Origin of the sequence: Nocardia sp. NPDC020380 (assembly GCF_044386975.1) — a bacterium.
In the GTDB taxonomy this organism is placed as follows: domain Bacteria; phylum Actinomycetota; class Actinomycetes; order Mycobacteriales; family Mycobacteriaceae; genus Nocardia.
Genome location: NZ_JBIRVQ010000020.1, coordinates 57,623 through 77,518 on the forward strand (window position 1 = coordinate 57,623; position 19,896 = coordinate 77,518).

Genomic DNA, 19,896 nt, shown 5'->3' on the forward strand with positions numbered 1-19,896 from the left:
GAGCCACGAATGCGAATCGTCCGCTACTCCCGCGTCGGACCAGCCGGACGCGGAGTCGTCATCGGCGACGACGTCTACGAATTACCCACCGGCAGTACCGAACCCGGCGATCTGGTCGGCCCGGTCTCGGGCCTGGCCCTGCTACCGCCCTGCGAGCCCCGCACCATCGTCTGCGCGGCCGCCAACTACGCGGGCCAGCTCGCCGAGAAGGGCATGCCCCACCCGGATCACCCGTCGTTCTTCCTGAAGAGCCCCAATGCGGTGAGCGCTCCCAACTCGGTGATCCTCCGCCCGGCCGAAGTGACCCGCCTCGAATACGAGGGCGAACTGGCAGTGGTGGTAGGCCGCACCGCCCGCTCGGTCCCCGCCGCCCGAGCCGCCGACTACATCCTCGGCTACACCTGCGCCAACGACGTCACCGCCCACGACTGGCGAGCCGACGGCCAATGGACCCGCGCCAAGTCCGCCGACACCTTCTGTCCCCTCGGCCCTTGGATAGAAACCACGGTCGCCGACCCGGCCACGCTCCAGATAACCACCCGCCTGAACAACAAAGTGGTGCAAAAGGAATCGACCTCGGACATGGTGTTCGATGTCGCGGAGTTGCTCGCCTACATCACCCGCTGGATCACCCTCCAGCCCGGCGACATCCTCCTCACCGGCAGCCCCGCCGGCGTCGGCCCGATGTCCCCCGGCGACTTCGTCGAAGTAGAGATCTCAGGCATAGGCACCCTCCGCAACACCGTCGTAGACCAACACATAGCCCCCAGCTCCCTGAGTTCGACCGCCCTGATAGGTGGCGAAAGCGTCTCGTAGCTGCCGATCGAGCGGAATATTCTCTGCGCATGACAGTCGACGGGAATGACCCGAAGCGTGGCAAGACAACCTTGTCGGCTCTCCCGGCCACGTGTGAACGGCTGGCCGAGTTCGCCAACCGCGACGAGACCGTCGATCAGACCCTCAACCGACTGATGGACGCAGTGCAGTCAGGTAGATCGCCAGCGGCTTCAACAGGATCGACCCACATACACAATCGTCGACCGTGATCGACTTGTACCAGAACGGGTACAACGGGTTCGGGAACTTGTGTCCCCGAACCCGTCTCTCGGTTATGTCCGGTCGAGCATCTGCCGGAACTCCGCCTCGTGCGGGCCGGACAGCTCATAGGTGACCGTTGCCGGTGCTGCCGGGCCGATGTTCGGTGTCGGGCCCGGCACCCATTCCGTCAGGAGATCTCGGAACTGTGCGTACGACAGTTTCACGGTTTCGCCCTCCAGCTCCGTGGACAGGATGCCGCCCGGCCGGCCCCGAGTAATCGGTTCTCTGCCCTCACGCGGCCACCACAGCGGGGCTGAATCGCCAGAAGCCAAGGCGGCGTAAACATCCTCGATGCCAACCCAATTACGGCCGTGGTCTGCCGCAATGCCGGCCGCGTCTCGCAGGAGGCGGACCACTGCGGGGGCAACCCCGTCGACCGTCACCCGACATTCGTCGTGTTCGCTCGTCATAGCAACAGCCTAAGCACTCGGCCCGATTTCGAGCCCCGTGCACGTGACCGGATAAGGAGTCTTGTCGACCTGGATCACGTGCGACCCGTACACGTCCAGACCGTCGTAGAAGCCACCCCGGCACGTACAGACTGCCTTTGTCGGATCCTTCGGGTTGATGACGGCATTCACCCTGCCGTGCCCTTCCTGAATGGGCAGGCTTGCCGTTCACCCAGTTGCCTTCACATCCGCGATTTGCGACACCCGTGCCAGAGCAATGGCCGGAATGGTCGATCACCGCCTCCACTCCGGTCGCGAATCCGCGTTCTCTTCCCTCATGCCCCAGTAATGGGCCACCAGGGGTGTCTGTTTCGACACGGCGTAGCGAAATACGCTCTCGACCTGGGAGACCGGTAGCGCCACGAGCGCTGACCTCGAACGCACGCCGCGCACCCCGTAGGGGCACCTGTGCAAGGCAGGTGCCCCTACGGGGTGCGGCTGGGAGTGCGGCCGAACTTATGCGCGATGTCGCCCGTGCAGGCGGTGCAGGTTGGCGACCGGGACGCGATGAAAGGCGTGCCCGTCGGTGATCAGCGACGATTCGTAGGGCGGGGTGGTCATTGATGGGTCGTCGACGCCCCACCCCACAGCGACCACGACCGCCACGCACGACAGCGCCAATGCAGCGAACTCGACCAGCACGGACACGACAACCCCCGAGTCTGAAATCCCTTTATCGGTGTGAATCAGGGTGTGGTCCCAATCCATCGCCGGTGGACTGGGACCCATCCCCTCTGGGACGCAGAACCCCTCGGCACGGTTGCGGTCGGCCGAGGGTTCATCGCGAAATGCGTTGCGGAACAACGCCATCGGTTTATCCTGAATCACTACGTCGATCAACCACCCCCTTTCGGGTCCCGAGCATCGGAATGGCTTTCAGGGGCGGTCCGCTCGCCTACGCGCCGTCCGCGCGAGCGGGCGGGAGGTCTCGAAGGGGCGGCATCATGCGCCGGGCGTAGGTCTCCTCCGGGGTCACGGTGATCACGTCGAGTTGCTGCACCAGCGTCCCGGGTATTTCTGCGCCCTCGAAGTGCTCGGGACTGGGGACTATGACCGCTTCCGCGTCCAACCGGGTCGCTTGCGCTTTCAGCCGCGCCAACGGGGGCCGCCCGAAGCGGGGGTCATAGACCACCATGTCGGCGAAGTCGTAGCCCAAACGTGTTGCGAGTTTGCGGATTTGAGTCTGATCCCAGAGTTGGGCTACTCCGGACACGTCGGTCCGGATATATCCCAAACATGTTGGCTTGTAACGCATTACAGACCCTCTATCGTGATGTCCGTCGAGTGCGTAGAAGTCTTGGAACTGGAGATAGAACCCGTCGTAGTCTTCGGGCTCGTCTCCGTTGGCCTGGAGTTCGAACACCCCGCCGGGGAACCGGAACAACCGTGTACCCGGCGCGGGTTCCTCCGCCTGGTCCGGCGGATCGTGGGGCTGGTCAGCCACGGTTCCCCCTGGTCGACTGGGTGCGAGCCGCGCGGTTCGCGGCGCGTTCACAACGAGCAAACCCCGGCGTTGGCCAGGCAAGAAAGATGGCAAGTCGCTACGAAAGTGGACTTGCCATACCCGTGCGGTAGACCAGAATGAAGCCATGACCAGGGGTGAGAGTGACCCGACGATCGAACCCGACCGGCGACCGCCAACGGTTGCTGATCAACTGGCACGCGAGGTCAAACGCCTTCGGAAAGAAGCGGACATATCTCAGCGTGCGCTGGCGTCGATGATCGGTTACTCGCGGCAGTACGTCACCATGACGGAGTGGGAAGACTCCAATCTCCCTTCGCCCGAGGTCATTTCCGCAATCGACAATGCGCTAGAGGCAAACGGTGCGCTTGTCGCCCTCCGTGCCCAGGCGGACGGCGATCGGCAGGCGAGGCGGCGTACTGCCGCAACCTCGCTCGCCACCACGGACGAGCCCGGTAAGCCGCTCACCGCCAACGTGTTCAGCCCGTTCAACCTCGAGTCCGTGCCCGCCGGGTACGTACCTGAGCCGGGGTGCGCCGGAGCCGTGGCCTGGTCCGACGTTGAGCAGGTGAAAGAAGCCACTCGGCGTGCCGCGACCGCGGAGAACCTTCACGGCGGCGGATCTGCCAATACTGCTGCCAGTCAACAGCTTTACGCGTTCGCACCGCTCGTGCGAGGAAGGGCCGCGCCCGACACGCGCCGGGCATTGTTCGAAGCGGTCGGCAACCTGAGTGGCGTCGCAGCATTTGCCGCCTTCGATATCGCAGACTTCGCCACCGCAGACCAGCACTCCCGATTCGCTCTCTGGTGCGCAGACGCCGCCGGATCGTGGGAACTACGAGCGAGCACGCTCGCCGACATGGCCCGAATGACGGCCTACACCAGCGGCGCGGACAACGCCCTGTCGCTCATCGAACTCGCCCAAGTTCGCTCCGACCGACTCTCAGCCACCACCCGCGCCATGCTCAGCGCGCTCCGCGCACAGTTCCTCGCCGCACTCGGGCGCACTGACGAAACGCTGGCCGAGGTCGCACGGTCAGATGACTATTTCGCCGACAGCACGCCCGGCGAAGATCCGCCCTGGATGTGCTACTACGACGAAGCCGAGCACTTGGGCAGCACCGGTAAGGCACTCATCCCGGTCGCGCTGGTGCGAAACCAAATGGAGTTGGCCGCGCCACGGATCGGCCAGGCCATCCGACGGCAGAGCCAAAGCTACCCCCGGTCACGAACCTTCTCGCTCACGCGATTGGCCACGCTGACCATGCGGATAGGCGACCCCAAGGAAGCGGCCAAGCTCGGAATGCAAGCAGCGAGCCAAGCGAAAACCCTTCACTCCCAACGTATTCGCGATGAATTGCAGGTGCTGTCTCGCGCCTCGATCAAACACCTAGCCATCCCCGAGGTCAACGGACTGTACAGCGTACTTACCGACGACGCTGAGATGTCCGAGGCGGCAACCTCATGAACCAGTCGAGGCAGCAGGCCAGCGCCGCCGAAGTGCTGACCCGGGCAGCGAAACTCAGCAACGTTGATGCCCAGGGAGCGGTGACCGTCCGCGACGGCTCGCACGCGATCTTCGAGTTGCCTAACGGCATCGTGGCGCGGATCGGCAAGTCGCACAGCTATCCGACGGCACAGCGAGAACTGCGTATCTCGCAGTGGCTCAACAGAAATGGGATCGCGACCGTCGAGGCAGTGAACTCGATTCCACAACCGACGTTGGTGGACGAACGGCCGGTGACCTGGTGGACTCTGATCCCGAATCATCGGCCATCCACCCCCGCAGAGCTGGGCAGAATGCTCCGCCAGTTGCACGCGCTGACGCCCCCGATCGACTTCCCGCTTCCGGTATACGCGCCATTCGACGGAGTGCGAGAAGCCGTCGAGTCCGCAGCCACGATCACCGAAGCCGACCGCTGTTGGCTCTTGGAGCAGTACGCACGGCTACGTCAGCGGTATGACGAGCTGGACGAGCCATCGCAGCCATGCGTCATCCACGGCGACGCCTGGCAAGGAAATCTGGTGGTGCCACCCTCCGGTGAGCCCATAGTCCTCGACCTCGACAAGGTATCCATTGGTTGGCGCGAATGGGATCTCGTTCAACTTGCGGTCGACCACACCGACTTCCGCCGGATCACCGACGACCAGTACCAGGGTTTCGTCGATGCCTACGGCGGCTACGACGTGACCTGCTGGCCGGGCTACCGGGTCCTTGCCGACATCCAAGAGTTCCGGTGGGTCGCCTTCGCGCTCGGTCGATCGGACACGCGGCAATCGGCCGCGACCGAAGCCGAGCATCGCATCGCGTGTCTCCGTGGACTGGAACCGAAGCCCTGGACCTGGCGAGCACTCTGAGTGTCGTTTGAGACGCTGCGAGCCCCGCCGCCTTGCCAAATTGAGGGACAACCAACGAGGGCTGAGCCCCCGGGATGCTGGACAGATGGTTACGGCGGTCGCACGGAGCATCCTCACCACGACGCTCACACTTATCTGCGCACTCTCGCCGCTCCCAGCCTTCTGGTGCAGAAAGCGCAGCGGGATGTCGGGAACACCGACCGCACATTGGCCACCCTGCTACCGCAGATCAGTACCCCGGCGATGCTCGTCACCCCCTGGCTGGAGGTCACCGCCCGCAACACCCTCGCCGATGCCCTCTACGACGGACTACCTCTGCGGGACAACCTGGCGCGAATGGCCTTCCTCGACGATGCGGTGACCCGCTTCGTCGAAGACCCCGACCAACTCGCCCAGTGCACCGTCGCGACATTGCGGGCCGCCGCCGGCCCCCAACCCCACGCGCCGCAGATGATCGAACTGATCGAGGAGTTGTCGCTGCGCAGCGACGAATTCCGACGGATGTGGGCTCGGCACGACGTTCACCGAAAAGGCAGCGCCATCAAACTTTTTCACCATCCGCTGGTAGGTCGGCTCACCCTGCACCAGCACGTGCTGACCCTTCCCGATCATCCCGACCTACAGCTGTGGATATACCAAGCCGAATCAGGCTCCGAACACGCACTGGGAAAGCTCGCAGCTTGACCCTCGCGTTCCGACGACCGTGTGTTTTCGGCGGAAATGTTCGATCCGGTTGGCGTGCTCGTTCTAGTGTGCGGCCGGTTTCCGGTTCAGTGTGATATCCGAGCGGCGATACCGCCGCCTATGAGGAGAATGCCTTGGCTCATCTCGAAATGCTTCCGTGCGCAGCGGCTTACGACGACCGACTGGTTGCTGAATCTACCGCGCTGATCAATCAGGTGTACGAGGACGCCGAGGCGGGGATATGGGTGGACGGCGCCGCCCGCACCACACACGAGGAGATGGCCGATCTTGTTGCGGCGGGTGAGATCGCGGTGGCTCGCGATCCGGACGGGCAGCTTGTGGGCTCGGTGCGGATTCAGCGACTGGGCGACGGGCTCGGTGAGTTCGGGATGCTGGTCGCCGCACCCGGTCGGCGTGGTACCGGTATCGGGCGCGAGCTGGTCCGGTTCGCGGAACGGCACAGCGCTGAAAACGGTGCGCACACTATGCAATTGGAACTTCTCGTCCCGAGAGACTGGACCCATCCGGCGAAGAAGTTCCTCGACGAGTGGTACACCCGCATCGGCTATCGCGTCGTCCGCCGCGGCGCTCTCGAAGAGGACTATCCGCACTTGGCCCCGCTCCTGGCCACCCCCTGTGACTTCATGATCTATCACAAACCGCTGCTGAACCGTGGAGTTCGCGCACCCGAATGAGGTTGGCGGTGCGTGTGTCTGCGCTTCGGGAATCTGTACGGCGGTGGAGTACTCGCGAGACCACCCGCGTCGTCCAGGATCTGAAAACGCTCGCCCTGCCCCTTGATCTGGGCCCACCTCGAACCGGCAGGCGGATAGCTGAATGGACCCGAGTCTGTGTGGTAGGTAGCTAACTGCGGGGGACCGGTCGGATATCGATGCCGGTGCGCGAACCATGTTGTGCCCGGGCGGAATTGCGGATCTGCTGCGGGGTGGTGCCGAACCAGCGGCGGACCACGCGGGTCAGCGCGGATTGTTCGCGGAGGCCGGCGAGGGTGGTGATCTGGCTCATCGGGAGGTCGGTTTCGCGCAGCAGGCGGTAGACGGTGTCGCGCCGGGTGATGTCGAGGACCTCGTTGAAGGTGGTGCCCTCGGCGGCCAGGGCGCGTTGCAGGGTGCGCTCATGCATGATCAGCATGCGCGCCACCGTGCCGATATCGGGTTTGGCGGTGGTGATCAGCTGTTCGATCGCCACCCGGACGCGAGCGCTCATGGTCCGGTCCAGGTCGGAGTAGTTCCTGGTCAGGTAGTCGACCGACATGGTGCGCAGGGTTTGGTTGCTGCCGGTGATGGGCCGCGTGGGCAGGTCCTCGGATAACCGGAAGACGGTGTACTTCGAATCGAAAACCACTGGCGCGCCGAAATATTCGATATAGATCCGTTCGGGCGCGCGCGGTGGATGCGGTAGGTGGATCGAGTGCAGGCCGTAGTCCTCGCCCGCTATCAGGCGCAGAGTCTTGTGAATCGTGCCCGCAGACAGGCCGACACCCTGCGCGAAGCCCGTCGCCGCGGCCGTGTCCCGGTATTCGAGGCCGATGACGCCCGGCTGCCCTTCCGGGTCGTCGATCAAGCCGATCGAAATGCCCCCATTGTGGGTGAACACGAAGCGTGCGGCGAACTCCAGCGCATCGCCGATGGTGGCGGCATTGGCCACCGCGACCGCCAGCGGCCCCAGCACGTCGATGTCCTGCCGGGCGGCCAGCCGGAGGTCGAAGTCGGGGCAATTCAGTTCGGTCGCAGCGGCTTCCAGCACCCAGCCGATCGACTCCGCGGGGATGATCGCGTCGTCGTTGGTGAGCGCGGCGGGGGTGATGCCGAAACGGCCGAGTAGGGCCGCGCCGTCACCGCCCAGCTCGTCGACCAAGTCCGGATAATCGCGGCCAAATTCGCCCCGGATGTGGAGTCGATCATCGCGGGCAAGTTCGATCCCGGACAGCAGTTGAAGTGGTTGCAGGACAGGCTCGCCGACCCGTTGACGATGGTCGACGTCGTCGCCAACGCCTATACCGCGATGAACACCGGCCAGTTCACTCCCGAGACCCACGATCTCCTCGATCCCGGCTCCGATCTGCGCAAAGGCCTGAAGGCCGACAGCGAGAACGTCACCGCGCCGAGCTTCATGGTCAGCGGCTGGTGGGACCTGTTCGGCAGCACACCCACCGACACCTACCGGGCCATGCCGCAGACCGCGGACCGGAAGAAGCTGGTCGTCGGCGAGGGCTTCCACGCCGGCGCGGGCATCAAGGGATTCGGCGATCCGGGGATGCCGCCGCGGTTGGATGTGCTGCAGCGCGCGTGGTTCGACAAGTGGCTCAAGGGAATCGACAACGGGATCGACCATTACAGCCCGCTCACGATGAAGCAGCAGGGCGGCGGATGGGTCGCCTCGGACACCTTCCCGCAGGGCGGAAACGGCTACCGCCGTATGTATCTGAACGACGAGCGCTCCGGCACCGCGAATTCGCTCTACGACGGCGGACTTTCGGGCACGCCGCGGCAGGGCGCGGTGAACGATCTCACCGTCGCGCCGGGCGTCCTCAGCATCTGCTCTCGTGACACGGCGCGCATCCTCGCGGGTGTCCCGTCGATCGTCATGGCGTGCGGCGAGGATTCACGGATCTGGGAGAACAACGGCCTCAGCTTCACCAGCGGCCCTGTCACGCAGGCGACCACGGTCTCCGGCGCCATCAACGCGCACTTGAACACCGTGCTCGACCAACCCGACGGGTACTGGGTCGTCACCGTGAACGATGTGTTCCCCGACGGCCGATCGCGTGAGATCAGCTCCGGGCAACTCGTCGCCTCATTGCGTCAGATCGACGAATCCAGGAGCACGAAGTCGGACAACGGCGACTACACCAGGCCCGTCTACGACATCGATATCGACAAGCGGCAGACCGTGACGCCAGGTCAGCCCCTGGTGCTCGATATCGCGATCGACCCCACCGACGCTGTGCTGCAACCCGGGCACCGCCTGCGCGTCGACGTCTACGCGAGCAACTTCCCGAAAGGCCTGCCGCCCATGCCGATTCTGGTCGACAGTAAGTTGGCGCCCCAGCACCTGCGCTTGGATCCGGCCGAGCCCAGCTGGGTGAACATCCCGCTGAGCGCCGACATCCCGTGAACCACCAGGAAGAACGATGAAGAATCGACACACCGCCACCCGCCCGCGTCTGCTGTCCTCTCTCGTCCGGTTGTCGGCACTGTCCGGCGCCCTAGTACTGGCCGGAACCTGCGGCCCGGCCGCGCTACCGGCTGCCTCGGCCGATCCGGCCACCGATTCCATTGCGGCACAGTCCGATCCGGGCGACACCTTCTACGATCCGCCCGCGGGATACGAATCCACCACGCCGGGAACCATTCTCGCCAGCCGCCCGGTGCGCGCCGACGTCCTGCCGTCGGTGCCCCTGGCGGTGAGCGCCTGGCAGCTGCTCTACCGCACCACCGATGCCGATGGAAACCCCTACGCCGCGGTCACCACGGTCATGATTCCCGACGGCAAACCCGGACCCCGCCCCCTGCTCTCGGTGCAGGCGGCCTACGACTCCATCCAGCGCAACTGCATGCCCTCCTACGAACTCACTGCCGGCGACCCCGCCTCACCGCCACCGACCGAAGCACTGCAGGCCGCCGTCGCGCTGGATCGCGGCTGGGCCGTATCGATACCGGATCCCGGCGGCATCGACAACCGATTCCTCACCCCCCGCGTCATGGGTTACACGGTGCTGGACGGCATCCGCGCCGCCGAGAACTTCACCCCCCTCGGCCTGGACGGAACCGCCACCCGCACCGCCCTGACCGGCTACTCCGGCGGCGGCGTCGGAACCAGCTGGGCCGCCGAAATGCAACCGTCCTACGCCCCGGAACTGAATATCGTCGGCGCGGCGCTCGGTGCCCCGGTACCGGATCTGGCCGCCGCGATGCATTCGGTCAGCGGCCGCGTTTCGGGCGGCCTGATCGCCGTAGGCGTCGCCGCCCTCATGAAGGACTCCCCGGAGTTCTCCGCCGCCCTCGACCGCTACCTCAAACCGGGCGCGCACGAGGTCCTAGCCGCCGCCGGCCGCGAATGCGTCAACGCGACCGTATCGAAGAACCTGTTCCTCACCACGTCCGATCTATTGACGGTCCCCCTCGATCAGGTACTCGCAGACCCAGTAATCCACGCGGTGATCGCCGCCCGAATGCGCGGAACCGCCACCCCCACAACACCCCTCTACATCGTGAACGCAGTGAACGACGAGGTCAGCCCGATCCAAGCAGTCGACAACCTGGTATCCCGCTACTGCGCCACCGGCGCCTCGGTCACCTACGTCCGCGACGCCATGCCCGACCTGATCAGCGACCACAGCATCGAAGCCCTCGCCAGCGTCGCCGACACCTTCACCTGGCTCGACCGCGCCATGACCTCCGACCACCCGAATCCCCCCACCTGCACAACCACCACCGTCCCCTCCACCTTCACCGACGCCGCGTGGCCCACCCAGCTCCCCCAACTCACCCAAAGCTTGTCCCGCGCCTTACTGAGCCAGGCCCTCGGGCAATGACTTCCCGCCGGCCCATCCCTCCCGAACTGCAGCGACATTGTCGATCACAGCGTCGAGCCCCTCGCGCTGCTCCTCGTTCAAGCTTGCCTTGGCAGCGCTCAAAGCGAGCACTGGAACAGCGAGCCGGATCTCCCGATCAGCTGCCGTCGCCTTCGCTGGGTTGTCCACGCTGTCGGAGACCAGCGAGTTGGCCGATGTTTTGGCCGCGAGCGAGAGCGTCGACTATGTGGCGGCTCATTGTGTCGCTGTCGCACGTCACTTCGACTGGGAGATACTGACTCACGACCGCGCACGCTGGCGGTCGATCGAGGATGCACTGCCATGGCCCATCGACCTTGTCGAGCTCGCGGACGGCTAGGTCTGTGTCGAGGTCGGCGATGGGGGCAGATCCGCTGAGCGGACGCATCCCAGCTGCGGATCATCCTCTGCGGCATGGGATTACGGTGTCACGGGTTTGGGGGTGTGGGCAAAGGGTTTTTCGGGAGGGTATCGGTGGCGAGGATGGCGAGGGCTTCCTGGAGGGACTGGAGTTGGTGGGGGGTCAGGCGGGCGGTGAGGGTGGCGTCTACCTCGGTGGCGGCTTGTTCGCAGGTGGTCAGGAGTTGGCGGCCCTGGTCGGTCAGAGCGAGGGTTTGGCGGCGGCGGTCGGTGGCGTCTCGTTCTCGGCGGATGGCGCCGAGGCGTTCCAGGTGGTCGGCGAGGGAGACGATCAGGCTGGGGACCACGCCGAGCCGGGTGGCCAGATCTTGTTGTGATGCACCGGTATTGGCGTCGAGGGCTGCCATCAGGCCTACGTGTTTGGGCTTGAGGTCGAGGGGGTCTATCGCGGCGGCGAAGCGGTCGGCGGCGATCGTGCCCAGGACTCCCAGCCGGTAGGCGACCGTGCCGGGGATGCTGTTCCCGGCGTTGACATCGTTCATGGCTCGAAGTATAAATCATCTCGAACGATTCACGGCTAGAATGATTTGAGATGAGAAGCGAATGATGCTGCTGCCCGTCCTGGCCAATGTCGCTGTGGCGCTGGTGTCCGGTGTGTCCTGTGCGGTCGGGCTCGTCCGTCCACGGCTGGCACTGCCGGCGGGGGAAATGCCCACTCCTGGAACCGAATTCCTGCTCGGCGCGTATGCCGCTCGCGCACTTCCGCTGAGCCTCGTCACCTTGGCCGTGCTGGTCACGGGCAATCCCGCCGCCATCATCCCGGTGCTGGCGGTCGCCGGGCTGGCTCAGCTCGGCGACGCTGCCCTCGGTGCTCGGCAGCGCAATATGCCGATGGCCGCCACCTGCGTCGCGCTGGCCGCCGTGCATCTGGCCACCGCCACCTGGCTGCTGGCGCGTTGAACTCGAAAACCCTGACGATACAAAGGAATTCCTGATGACCACATATGCCGCCGCCCAGCAAGCAAGCCCGGTTCGCGCCGGTATCCGTCTCACCGCCGTCGCCGGCGTGGTCTACCTCCTGGCCTGGATCACCGGCCTGTCGGTGTGGCCGACCAACCCGTCGGTGCGGGCGAGTGGGCCTGAGATCCTCGACGCCCTCGCCGGCCACACCACCGTCGCGCTCGTGCAGTACATCGCCACTCAGGGAATCGCGGGCGCCGCACTGGCTCTCGTGGTGGCGGCCATGCCGCGACGGGCCCGCATCAGCGGGTATGCCGCGGTTCTGGTCTCGGGCGTGCAGTGCGCGCTCGGCGTCCATCTCGCCGGATGGCTCGCGGCCGCACATGATCCCGGCGCCGCGCACACCTTCTTCGCACTCATCAACCGGCTCGACGGGGTCAAGATGCTACTGCTGGCGATCACCGCGGCGCTCGTTTCGCTGCCCGCGGTGCGCAACCACGCTCGCCCGATTGCCCTGCACCGGCTCGGCCTCGCCCTGGCTGTCGCCATCACGATTTCTGGCATCGGATACCTGCTGCTGAACACGACTCTCGCGCCGGCCGCCTATATCTCCGGTGTGCTGCTACTGATCTGGGTTACGGGTACCGCATTCATCGAGCGTCGTTGAGAGTCCGGTCTCTTCGGTCGGCAGCCCTGCCTGGATAGGCAGGGCTGCCGACCGTCGATTGTGAATTGTCAGGACCGGATCGGGATGTCGATGTAAGCGGGGGATTGGGTGGTGGAGAGGGTTATCGTGCTGCCGGTATCGGATTCGTCGCGGTAGAGGGGGTCTTTGGCGCCGATGATCACGGCGAGTTTGTGGCCGATGGGGATTCGGTAATCGGTGGCCTTCAACTGGAAGGCGAGGCCGGCAGGCCGGCCGGGCTCGTGATTCTGGACCGAGGCGGCGGCGTGGGTGACTATGCGCAGATTGCCGGTGAAGGGGTTGAAGTCGAAGAGGTAGGCGATGACGGTTGCCGACTCGGTCGCGGGGGTGACGGTCAGGCGAACCTCGGGGAGACCGGCTATGTGGTGGGGAGTGAGGAAGGGGTGGGGAGTGGTCCAGACCGCGGCGGCGGTGCGGTCCACCTCGGCGAGCTTCTGGCGGCGGGGCATGAGGAGGCGTTCGAGGAAGCCGTCCGTCACCAGGGCGCTGGCCGCGTCCACGTGCTGGTCACCGGCGCGGATGCTCTGGGTGAAGGACTGCGGGGGTTCGAGAGTCAGTGTGCCGTCGGGGGATCCGGCATTCGGCGTCGTGAAGTAGTAGCGACGCTGCGGGTTCGGCCAGGACTCCAGGTCGGGGGCGGTGGCGAGGGTGAAGCTGTACATGGATTCGGTGTGGACGGCGCCATCCTGGTCGATGCCGTTGTCCACGCCGCGGAGGTAATGGTCGAACCAGTCGTAGGCGGCCTCGGTGGTGCGGGTGTAGACGCCGAGCAGGGCGCCGGGAATTTCCACCGCACCGTGATCGCCCACCGCTATATCGAGGCGCTTGGGACCGGGGTAGCGGGTGAAGTATTCGAGCAGCTGATTCTGCGGGAAGATGGTTTCGTGCCAATAGGTGGTGAAAAACGTCGGCACGGCGCGCTGTTCGCTGGGTGAAACCTGGGCGGGGGAGCGCGGTTTCGCGTATTCCAGAACGCCCTCGATATTGGTGTTGTTGCGGAAATCGTCCAGCACCTTGAGCAGTTCCGCGCTGGGATGCTCGCTGATCGAGGCCAGCGCATCGGCGGCCTTGATATGAGGCGTCTGATTGTCGTAGAGAGCCTCGCCCAGATCGGCCCAGGTACTCAGGGCGACAACGGCTTTGACCGCGGGATGCCGATTGGCGACCAGCTGGCTGATGCCCGAGCCGTAGGAGATACCGGCCATGCCGACCTTGTCCGCGTCGACCTTCATCTGCGGGTGGGCCAATGCCCAGTCGATCACCGCGGCGCCGTCCTCGACATCCTCGGGACCGGCGACGGTCAGCTCGCCCCCGGAGTCGGCGAGACCGCGCTCGGTGTAGGCGACCACGGCATAACGGCGCATCAGCAGCCTGATGATGGCGCCCGAGTACATCTTCCAGCCGCTCTGATCCAGGCCGGCGGGCAACACGATCAGCGGGTGCGGGCCGTCGCCCAGCGGCCAGGCGGCCAGCGCATCCAGCTGCACCCCGCCCTCACCGGAGATCTTCACCGCGGTGAGCATGGATTGCGCCCGTACGGCGGCGATGTCTTCCGCGAGATATTGGGGAACACCCTTGGTATCGCCGGTGAGCAGGTCGTGCACAACCGCCAGCGCATCGGCCTCCTGATCGGGAGCGAGCAAGCGCAGCTGATCCGGGCGAGCATTCGACATGACCGTATCCTTTCGATCCTGCTGGAAACCCATTGCGGCAGAATTGATTCGCGACCGAAAAGAGAATGTCGCGGGGAGGAATTCAGGCGCCCTGCCTATAGGTGATCGTACAACGCACCCCGGGGCCGATCGGTCGAATCAGGCAAACGAGAATGCCTGTGCACCAATACTTTTCGCGAAACGACTCGTCGGTATCTGAGAGCGTGAGAGGCTGGTCGCAGCATCCTGCGCACCACACCGCCCCGGGCATACCGGTTTCCCGGCCGCCGCGGCGAGAGGGTAGAAATGGACTGCAAACTACACCTGTCGAATGGAGTGAGGCACGTCATGGCGACCTCTGAAGCGCGCGCCCAGATCGGCGTCACCGGCCTGGCGGTCATGGGCAGCAATATCGCCCGTAACTTCGCCCGGAACGGTTACACCGTGGCCCTGCACAACCGGAGCATCGCCAAGACCGATGCCCTGCTCGAAGCCCACGGCGCCGACGGCGACTTCGTGCGGACCGAGACCATCGAGGAATTCGTCGCCGCGCTGGAGAAGCCGCGCCGCGTCCTCATCATGGTGAAGGCCGGCGACCCGACCGACGCCGTCATCGAGGAACTGGCGAACGCCATGGAGCCCGGCGACATCATCATCGACGGCGGCAACTCGCTGTACACCGACACCATTCGCCGCGAGGCCGCCATGAAGGCGCGCGGGCTGAACTTCGTCGGCGCCGGCATCTCCGGCGGTGAAGAGGGCGCGCTCAACGGCCCGGCCATCATGCCCGGCGGCCCGAAGGAATCCTACGAATCCCTCGGCCCCATGCTGGAGAAGATCGCCGCCCAGGTCGACGGCACCCCCTGCTGCACCCACATCGGCCCGGACGGCTCCGGCCACTTCGTCAAGATGGTGCACAACGGCATCGAATACGCCGATATGCAGCTGATCGGCGAGGCCTACAACCTCTTCCGCGACGCCCTCGGCTTCGACGCCAAGCAGATCGCCGACGTGTTCACCCAGTGGAACAGCGGTGAGCTGGAGAGCTACCTGGTGGAGATCACCGCCGAGGTGCTCAACCAGGTCGACGCCAAGACCGGCAAGCCGCTCGTCGACGTGATCGTGGACGCCGCCGAGCAGAAGGGCACCGGCCGCTGGACGGTCAAGTCCGCGCTCGATCTCGGCATCCCCGTTACCGGTATCGCCGAGGCCGTTTTCGCTCGCGCCCTGTCGGGTTCGCGTGCGCAGCGCAAGGCCGCCAAGGGCCTCGCCTCCGGCACCCTGGCCGCCAAGCCGGCCGATGCCGCGCAGTTCACCGAGGACATCCAGCAAGCGCTGTACGCGTCCAAGATCGTCGCCTACGCGCAGGGCTTCGACCAGATCGCCGCGGGCAGCGCCGAATACGACTGGGACCTGCACCCCGGCGACCTGGCCACCATCTGGCGCGGCGGCTGCATCATCCGCGCCCGCTTCCTCAACCGCATCAAGGACGCGTACGCGCAGAACCCGGCCCTGCCGAGCCTGATCCTCGCGCCCTACTTCCGCGAGGCCATCGAGCACGCCATCGACAGCTGGCGCCGCGTCGTCTCCACCGCGACCCTGCTGGGTATTCCGGTGCCGGCCTTCGCCTCCTCGCTCTCCTACTACGACGCCCTGCGCGCCGAGCGGCTCCCGGCCGCCCTGACCCAGGGCCAGCGCGACTTCTTCGGCGCCCACACCTACGAGCGCATCGACGCCGAGGGCAAGTTCCACACCCTGTGGAGCGGCGACCGCAGCGAAGTGCCCGCGTAATCTCGCGCAACGCAACGAGCCCGGCGCCGGTGACCGAGAAGGTCACCGGCGCCGCGTCTTTCGTGTGGCTTCGGCCTCCGGCGCGGACATGGCCACAGGTGCGGAGCGGGCCGGCGCGGCGGTCCACACGGGCCGAGAACGTAGGGCCGCCACCGTGAGCCGGGCGTCGCGGCCGACTCCGGCCGGGCGGCGTCGGCCGACCGTCGCGGGTACGGCCCGGCGGGGTGTCAGACGGTTTGCATGCCGATCATGGGGAGCATGGTGCGGCGGGCGAAATCGCGGGCGGCCTGTTCGTCGGCGAGGGGGATGAGGCCGTCGGGGGTCAGTACCAGTGAGTGGCCGAGGCGGGCAAGGACTTCGGCGACCAGGTCGGCGTCGAAGTTCGGGACCGTGCCGGAAATCTGTAGCGCGCGGAGCTTTTCGGCGAGGTAGGTGCGGCCCACGGCCAGCACCGGGCCCGCCTGGGTGGTGAGCCGGGGCAGGATCACATCGGGTTCGGTGCGCAGGAGGCGTTGCACCAGTTTGTTGTTCGCCAGCAGGGTGATGAAGGCGACGAAGATCTCGACCAGCTGATCCTCCACGGTCGACCCGTTGTGCGAGACCAGCTGCACCCGCTGATCGATCTCGGCCACGAAGCGCTGCGCCTCGCGCACGCCGACCGCTTCCACGAGTTCGTTCTTGGATTCGAATCGCCGGTACAGGGTGGCCGGGCTGATGCCGGCGCGGCGGGCGATCTCACCCATGCTGGTCCGCTTGATGCCGAAGTCCAGGAACGCGGAAAGCGCGCTCTCCAAAAGCTGTTCGCCTTCGGTACGGGGCTTCTCCAGGATGCGTTGCAGGATGGTGGGCACGGACGGCATCGAGTCTCCAGTCGATCGGTTGGCATCCGCGACGCTGCGGTGAGGCGGCCAAGAGGTAGAGCCGCATTATCTCATCGCCGCATCGGCGCAATCGTGCCGAACCGGTCTATCCGGGGGACGGCGAGGTCAGCGGACGTCGAAGGCCCGCATCTCGCGTTCGATCGCATTCGCCGCGAAATCGATCCCGTTGGAACGAAGTTCGTGAACCCGGCGCTGTAGCGCCTCGATACCCCCCGGCTGGGCCGCGATATCCGCGACACTGATCCGCCGTCGGTGCATACTGTCCTGCTCGTACGCCACCGTTGCACCCTCCTGCTAGCCCAGAGCGCGCACTCGGCAAGCGACTGAAGCCATGCCCGCGAATAGGTGGAGCCAGGGCCGCCGGGAACGCTGGGCACGATGCTAGCAGCGGTGTTATATGGTCGCTTGTTCAGTGTGGCGCTTCTCACACACCCCCTTCAGTCAAGCTCTCGGCCCTCCCGGTGCACGCTCGTGTTGTACAGGTACGCAGCGGCATTCATGCGAATCCGCTCCAGCTCCGGCTCGCTCAACTCCCGCCGCACCTTGCCCGGCACACCCGCCACCAGCGAACCCGGCGGCACCTGCATCCCCTCCGGAATCAGCGCATTCGCCGCGATCAGGCTGCCCGCCCCGATCACCGCCCCGTTCAGCACCGTCGCACCCATGCCGACCAGCACCTCGTCACCCACCGTGCAGCCGTGCAGAATCGCATTGTGCCCCACCGACACTCCCGCACCCACCGTGCACGGGAACCCCGGATCGGCATGCAGCACGCACCCGTCCTGGATATTGCTGCCCGCACCCACGGTGATCGCATCCATATCACCGCGCAGCACCGCCGAATACCACACGCTCACTTCGGCTTCCAGCCGCACCCGGCCGGCAATGGTGGCGTTCGGCGCGATCCACGCGCTCTCGTCGATCTCCGGCGCATGCTCACCCAGCTGAATCCTCATGATCGAGAACTTAGCGCCTGCCCGGAATGTGCCCGGAACAGGGACCGATGCGCCGCCGGGCTCATGCCCAGCGTGCGATGGAAATGATGACGCAGGTTCACCGCGGTACCCAGACCTGAATCCGCGGCCACCCGATCCATGGTGTCATCGGTGGATTCGAGCAGCAGCCGGGCACGATCCACGCGCTGCTGCAACAGCCACTGCTGCGGGCTCGAGCCGGTGCGGTCGCGAAAACGCCGGGTGAAAGTGCGACGCGACATCAGCGCGGTACGCGCCCAGCCGTCCAGATCTATCGCCTGGTCGAGATGCGTTCGCGCCCAGACCATCGCATGCTCGATCGGATCGTCGTCCGCGACCTCGGGGACCGCGAACGGGATGTACTGGGCCTGCGAACCGCTGCGATGCGGGGCCAGCACCAGGCGGCGCGCCAGCTCGGCGGCCGTGCGACTGCCGTGATCGGCGCGCACCAGATGCAGACAGCAATCCAGGGCGGCGGCGGTACCGGCGGAGGTGACGATATCGCCGTCATCCGACCACAGGGTGTCGGCGCGCACCCGGACCGCCGGATAGGTGCGGGCCAGATCCGCTGCGGCAGACCAATGTGTGGTGATCTCGCGGCCGTCGGCCAGACCGGTCGCGGCCACCGCGTACGCGCCCAGGCAGAGTCCGACGATGCGGGCGCCACGCGCGTGCGCTCGCTGCAGGGCATCACGGACCGGGGCCGAGAGCGTCAGGTCGCGCCGCCAACTGGGGATCACCACGGTCTGCGCGGTGTCCATGGCCTCCAGGCCGTGATGCACCGTGATGTCGAAACCCGCAGGCGTGGCGATGATTCCGGGCGACTCGGCGCAGACTCGCACGTCATACGGCGCCCCGGCCTCCTCGCCCGCGCCGACCCGGCCGAACACCAGGCTCGGCACCGACAGGTGGAAAGGGCTGATCCGATCGCTCGCCAGGACGGCCACTTCGTGCATGGCCCGATTTTAGCGATACGCGGCCTCCGGGCCACTTATCGCGCTGATCATTCCGTACCACAATCGTTCACATGAGCAACGCGATCGACACCACCGCCACCCGCACCATCGACATCCTGCACATCGGCGGACCCACCGTGCGCTTCCGCTACGGCAACCTGACCTGGCTCACCGATCCCACCTTCGACGAGCCCGGCGACTACCCCGGCGGCGTCACCCTCCACAAGCTGACCGGGCCCGCGGTGCCGGTCACGGAGATCGGGCAGATCGACGTCGTCCTGCTCTCGCACGACCAGCACGCCGACAACCTCGACGACAGCGGCCGCGCCCTGCTCCCCAGCGCCGGGCACGTGCTCTCCACCCCGGGCGCCGCCGAGCGCATCGAAGGCGTTGCCGGACTGGAGAACTGGGCCACCACGCAGATCGGCGACGTCACCGTCACCGGCGTCCCCGCCCTGCACGGACCCGAAGGCTGCGAGCCCGTCACGGGGATCGTCACCGGCTTCATCCTGCAGAGCCCCGGCCTGCCCACCGTCTACGTCTCCGGCGACAATGCCGCCGTCGACCGGGTCGAGCAGATCGTCGCCCGCATCGGCCGCATCGACCTCGCCATCCTGAATGTCGGTGCCGCCAACCCGGGCCGCTTCGGCGACAGCGATGTCACCCTGAACGGCCGCACCGCGGTCGAGGCCGCCGCCGCCCTGGGCGACGCGCTGATCATCCCCGTGCACGCCGAGGGCTGGGCCCACTTCTCCGAGCCCCTCGACTACCTGGCCCGCAACTTCCAGTACGCCGGTCGCGCGGCACAATTGCGCATCCCGGTCGCCGGCGAGACCTTCACGGTCTCGGTGTAGGCGCCCATACCACCCGGTACGGCGAGGCCCCCGCCCTGTGCGGGGGCCTCGCCGTGTCCGGCCCTGGAATGGAATTCGGATAGCTATCAGGTTGCCGCGACTCAAATCGGGTCGTGGCGCTCATAGCGAGCGGGA

General features: G+C 66.1%; 21 protein-coding genes. 11 read left to right on the forward strand and 10 right to left on the reverse strand.

Annotated features, from left to right (window positions below; all coding sequences use genetic code 11):
* The first annotated feature begins 9 nt into the window (after positions 1–9).
* Positions 10–816, forward strand: coding sequence for a fumarylacetoacetate hydrolase family protein (locus ACH438_RS40420; RefSeq protein WP_397015440.1), 807 nt, complete (start codon positions 10–12; stop codon positions 814–816).
* 293 nt (positions 817–1,109) lie between these two features.
* Here the strand turns inward: ACH438_RS40420 and ACH438_RS40425 are convergent, their stop codons facing one another.
* The 3 genes from ACH438_RS40425 to ACH438_RS40435 form a co-directional block, all read right to left on the reverse strand.
* A complete protein-coding gene (locus tag ACH438_RS40425; protein WP_397015442.1) occupies positions 1,110–1,508 on the reverse strand; it encodes a hypothetical protein in 399 nt (132 codons plus the stop codon).
* 495 nt (positions 1,509–2,003) lie between these two features.
* The gene (locus ACH438_RS40430) at positions 2,004–2,387 is read right to left on the reverse strand and encodes a hypothetical protein (protein ID WP_397015444.1); all 384 of its coding nucleotides are present in this window, start codon (positions 2,385–2,387) and stop codon (positions 2,004–2,006) included.
* Positions 2,388–2,442: 55 nt separating this feature from the next.
* A complete protein-coding gene (locus tag ACH438_RS40435) occupies positions 2,443–2,760 on the reverse strand; it encodes a hypothetical protein (protein ID WP_397015446.1) in 318 nt (105 codons plus the stop codon).
* A gap of 376 nt (positions 2,761–3,136) precedes the next feature.
* Here ACH438_RS40435 and ACH438_RS40440 point away from each other — a divergent pair, with 376 nt between their 5' ends.
* From ACH438_RS40440 to ACH438_RS40455, 4 genes are all read left to right on the forward strand, one after another.
* Positions 3,137–4,477, forward strand: a complete 1,341-nt coding sequence (locus tag ACH438_RS40440; protein ID WP_397015448.1) for a helix-turn-helix transcriptional regulator — start codon at positions 3,137–3,139, stop codon at positions 4,475–4,477.
* Positions 4,474–5,367 carry a phosphotransferase enzyme family protein gene (locus ACH438_RS40445; protein ID WP_397015450.1) on the forward strand — a complete coding sequence of 298 codons (894 nt, stop codon included), beginning with the start codon at positions 4,474–4,476 and terminating at the stop codon, positions 5,365–5,367. Before ACH438_RS40440 ends, ACH438_RS40445 begins: the two co-directional genes overlap by 4 nt.
* Before the next feature lie 165 nt (positions 5,368–5,532).
* Positions 5,533–6,051: a hypothetical protein gene (locus ACH438_RS40450; protein WP_397015452.1), complete on the forward strand. Its 519-nt coding sequence runs from the start codon at positions 5,533–5,535 to the stop codon at positions 6,049–6,051.
* A gap of 134 nt (positions 6,052–6,185) precedes the next feature.
* Positions 6,186–6,746 carry a GNAT family N-acetyltransferase gene (locus tag ACH438_RS40455; RefSeq protein ID WP_397015454.1) on the forward strand — a complete coding sequence of 187 codons (561 nt, stop codon included), beginning with the start codon at positions 6,186–6,188 and terminating at the stop codon, positions 6,744–6,746.
* Positions 6,747–6,915: 169 nt separating this feature from the next.
* On the opposite strand, the gene ACH438_RS40460 is transcribed toward ACH438_RS40455, so the two are convergent.
* Positions 6,916–7,929: an AraC family transcriptional regulator gene (locus ACH438_RS40460; RefSeq protein ID WP_397015456.1), complete on the reverse strand. Its 1,014-nt coding sequence runs from the start codon at positions 7,927–7,929 to the stop codon at positions 6,916–6,918.
* Between the two features lie 33 nt (positions 7,930–7,962).
* On the opposite strand from ACH438_RS40460, the gene ACH438_RS40465 reads away from it, so the two are divergent.
* Both ACH438_RS40465 and ACH438_RS40470 read left to right on the forward strand, forming a co-directional pair.
* Entirely contained in the window at positions 7,963–9,189 is a 1,227-nt protein-coding gene (locus ACH438_RS40465) for a CocE/NonD family hydrolase (protein ID WP_397015458.1), read from the forward strand.
* A 16-nt stretch (positions 9,190–9,205) separates the two neighbouring features.
* Positions 9,206–10,609 (forward strand): lipase family protein, encoded by a 1,404-nt coding sequence (locus ACH438_RS40470; protein WP_397015460.1) that lies wholly within the window; start codon positions 9,206–9,208, stop codon positions 10,607–10,609.
* Positions 10,610–11,055: 446 nt separating this feature from the next.
* Here the strand turns inward: ACH438_RS40470 and ACH438_RS40475 are convergent, their stop codons facing one another.
* Positions 11,056–11,529 (reverse strand): MarR family winged helix-turn-helix transcriptional regulator, encoded by a 474-nt coding sequence (locus ACH438_RS40475; RefSeq protein WP_397015462.1) that lies wholly within the window; start codon positions 11,527–11,529, stop codon positions 11,056–11,058.
* A gap of 61 nt (positions 11,530–11,590) precedes the next feature.
* On the opposite strand from ACH438_RS40475, the gene ACH438_RS40480 reads away from it, so the two are divergent.
* Both ACH438_RS40480 and ACH438_RS40485 read left to right on the forward strand, forming a co-directional pair.
* Positions 11,591–11,947, forward strand: a complete 357-nt coding sequence (locus ACH438_RS40480) for a hypothetical protein (protein WP_397015464.1) — start codon at positions 11,591–11,593, stop codon at positions 11,945–11,947.
* 34 nt (positions 11,948–11,981) lie between these two features.
* Complete coding sequence (locus tag ACH438_RS40485) at positions 11,982–12,614, forward strand: hypothetical protein (protein WP_397015466.1); 633 nt, start codon at positions 11,982–11,984, stop codon at positions 12,612–12,614.
* A gap of 68 nt (positions 12,615–12,682) precedes the next feature.
* On the opposite strand, the gene ACH438_RS40490 is transcribed toward ACH438_RS40485, so the two are convergent.
* The gene (locus ACH438_RS40490; protein WP_397015468.1) at positions 12,683–14,326 is read right to left on the reverse strand and encodes a CocE/NonD family hydrolase; all 1,644 of its coding nucleotides are present in this window, start codon (positions 14,324–14,326) and stop codon (positions 12,683–12,685) included.
* Between the two features lie 327 nt (positions 14,327–14,653).
* On the opposite strand from ACH438_RS40490, the gene gndA reads away from it, so the two are divergent.
* A complete protein-coding gene (gndA, locus tag ACH438_RS40495; protein WP_397015470.1) occupies positions 14,654–16,096 on the forward strand; it encodes an NADP-dependent phosphogluconate dehydrogenase in 1,443 nt (480 codons plus the stop codon).
* Between the two features lie 227 nt (positions 16,097–16,323).
* Here the strand turns inward: gndA and ACH438_RS40500 are convergent, their stop codons facing one another.
* From ACH438_RS40500 to ACH438_RS40515, 4 genes are all read right to left on the reverse strand, one after another.
* Positions 16,324–16,956 (reverse strand): TetR/AcrR family transcriptional regulator, encoded by a 633-nt coding sequence (locus ACH438_RS40500; protein ID WP_397015472.1) that lies wholly within the window; start codon positions 16,954–16,956, stop codon positions 16,324–16,326.
* 126 nt (positions 16,957–17,082) lie between these two features.
* Positions 17,083–17,256 carry a hypothetical protein gene (locus tag ACH438_RS40505; protein ID WP_397015474.1) on the reverse strand — a complete coding sequence of 58 codons (174 nt, stop codon included), beginning with the start codon at positions 17,254–17,256 and terminating at the stop codon, positions 17,083–17,085.
* A gap of 158 nt (positions 17,257–17,414) precedes the next feature.
* Positions 17,415–17,933, reverse strand: coding sequence for a gamma carbonic anhydrase family protein (locus tag ACH438_RS40510; protein ID WP_397015476.1), 519 nt, complete (start codon positions 17,931–17,933; stop codon positions 17,415–17,417).
* On the reverse strand, positions 17,930–18,907 hold the full coding sequence (locus ACH438_RS40515) for a GlxA family transcriptional regulator (RefSeq protein WP_397015478.1): 978 nt from the start codon (positions 18,905–18,907) through the stop codon (positions 17,930–17,932). The genes ACH438_RS40510 and ACH438_RS40515 overlap by 4 nt, the downstream gene beginning before the upstream one ends.
* A 71-nt stretch (positions 18,908–18,978) precedes the next feature.
* On the opposite strand from ACH438_RS40515, the gene ACH438_RS40520 reads away from it, so the two are divergent.
* Positions 18,979–19,761 carry an MBL fold metallo-hydrolase gene (locus tag ACH438_RS40520; RefSeq protein ID WP_397015480.1) on the forward strand — a complete coding sequence of 261 codons (783 nt, stop codon included), beginning with the start codon at positions 18,979–18,981 and terminating at the stop codon, positions 19,759–19,761.
* The last annotated feature ends 135 nt before the right edge of the window (positions 19,762–19,896 follow it).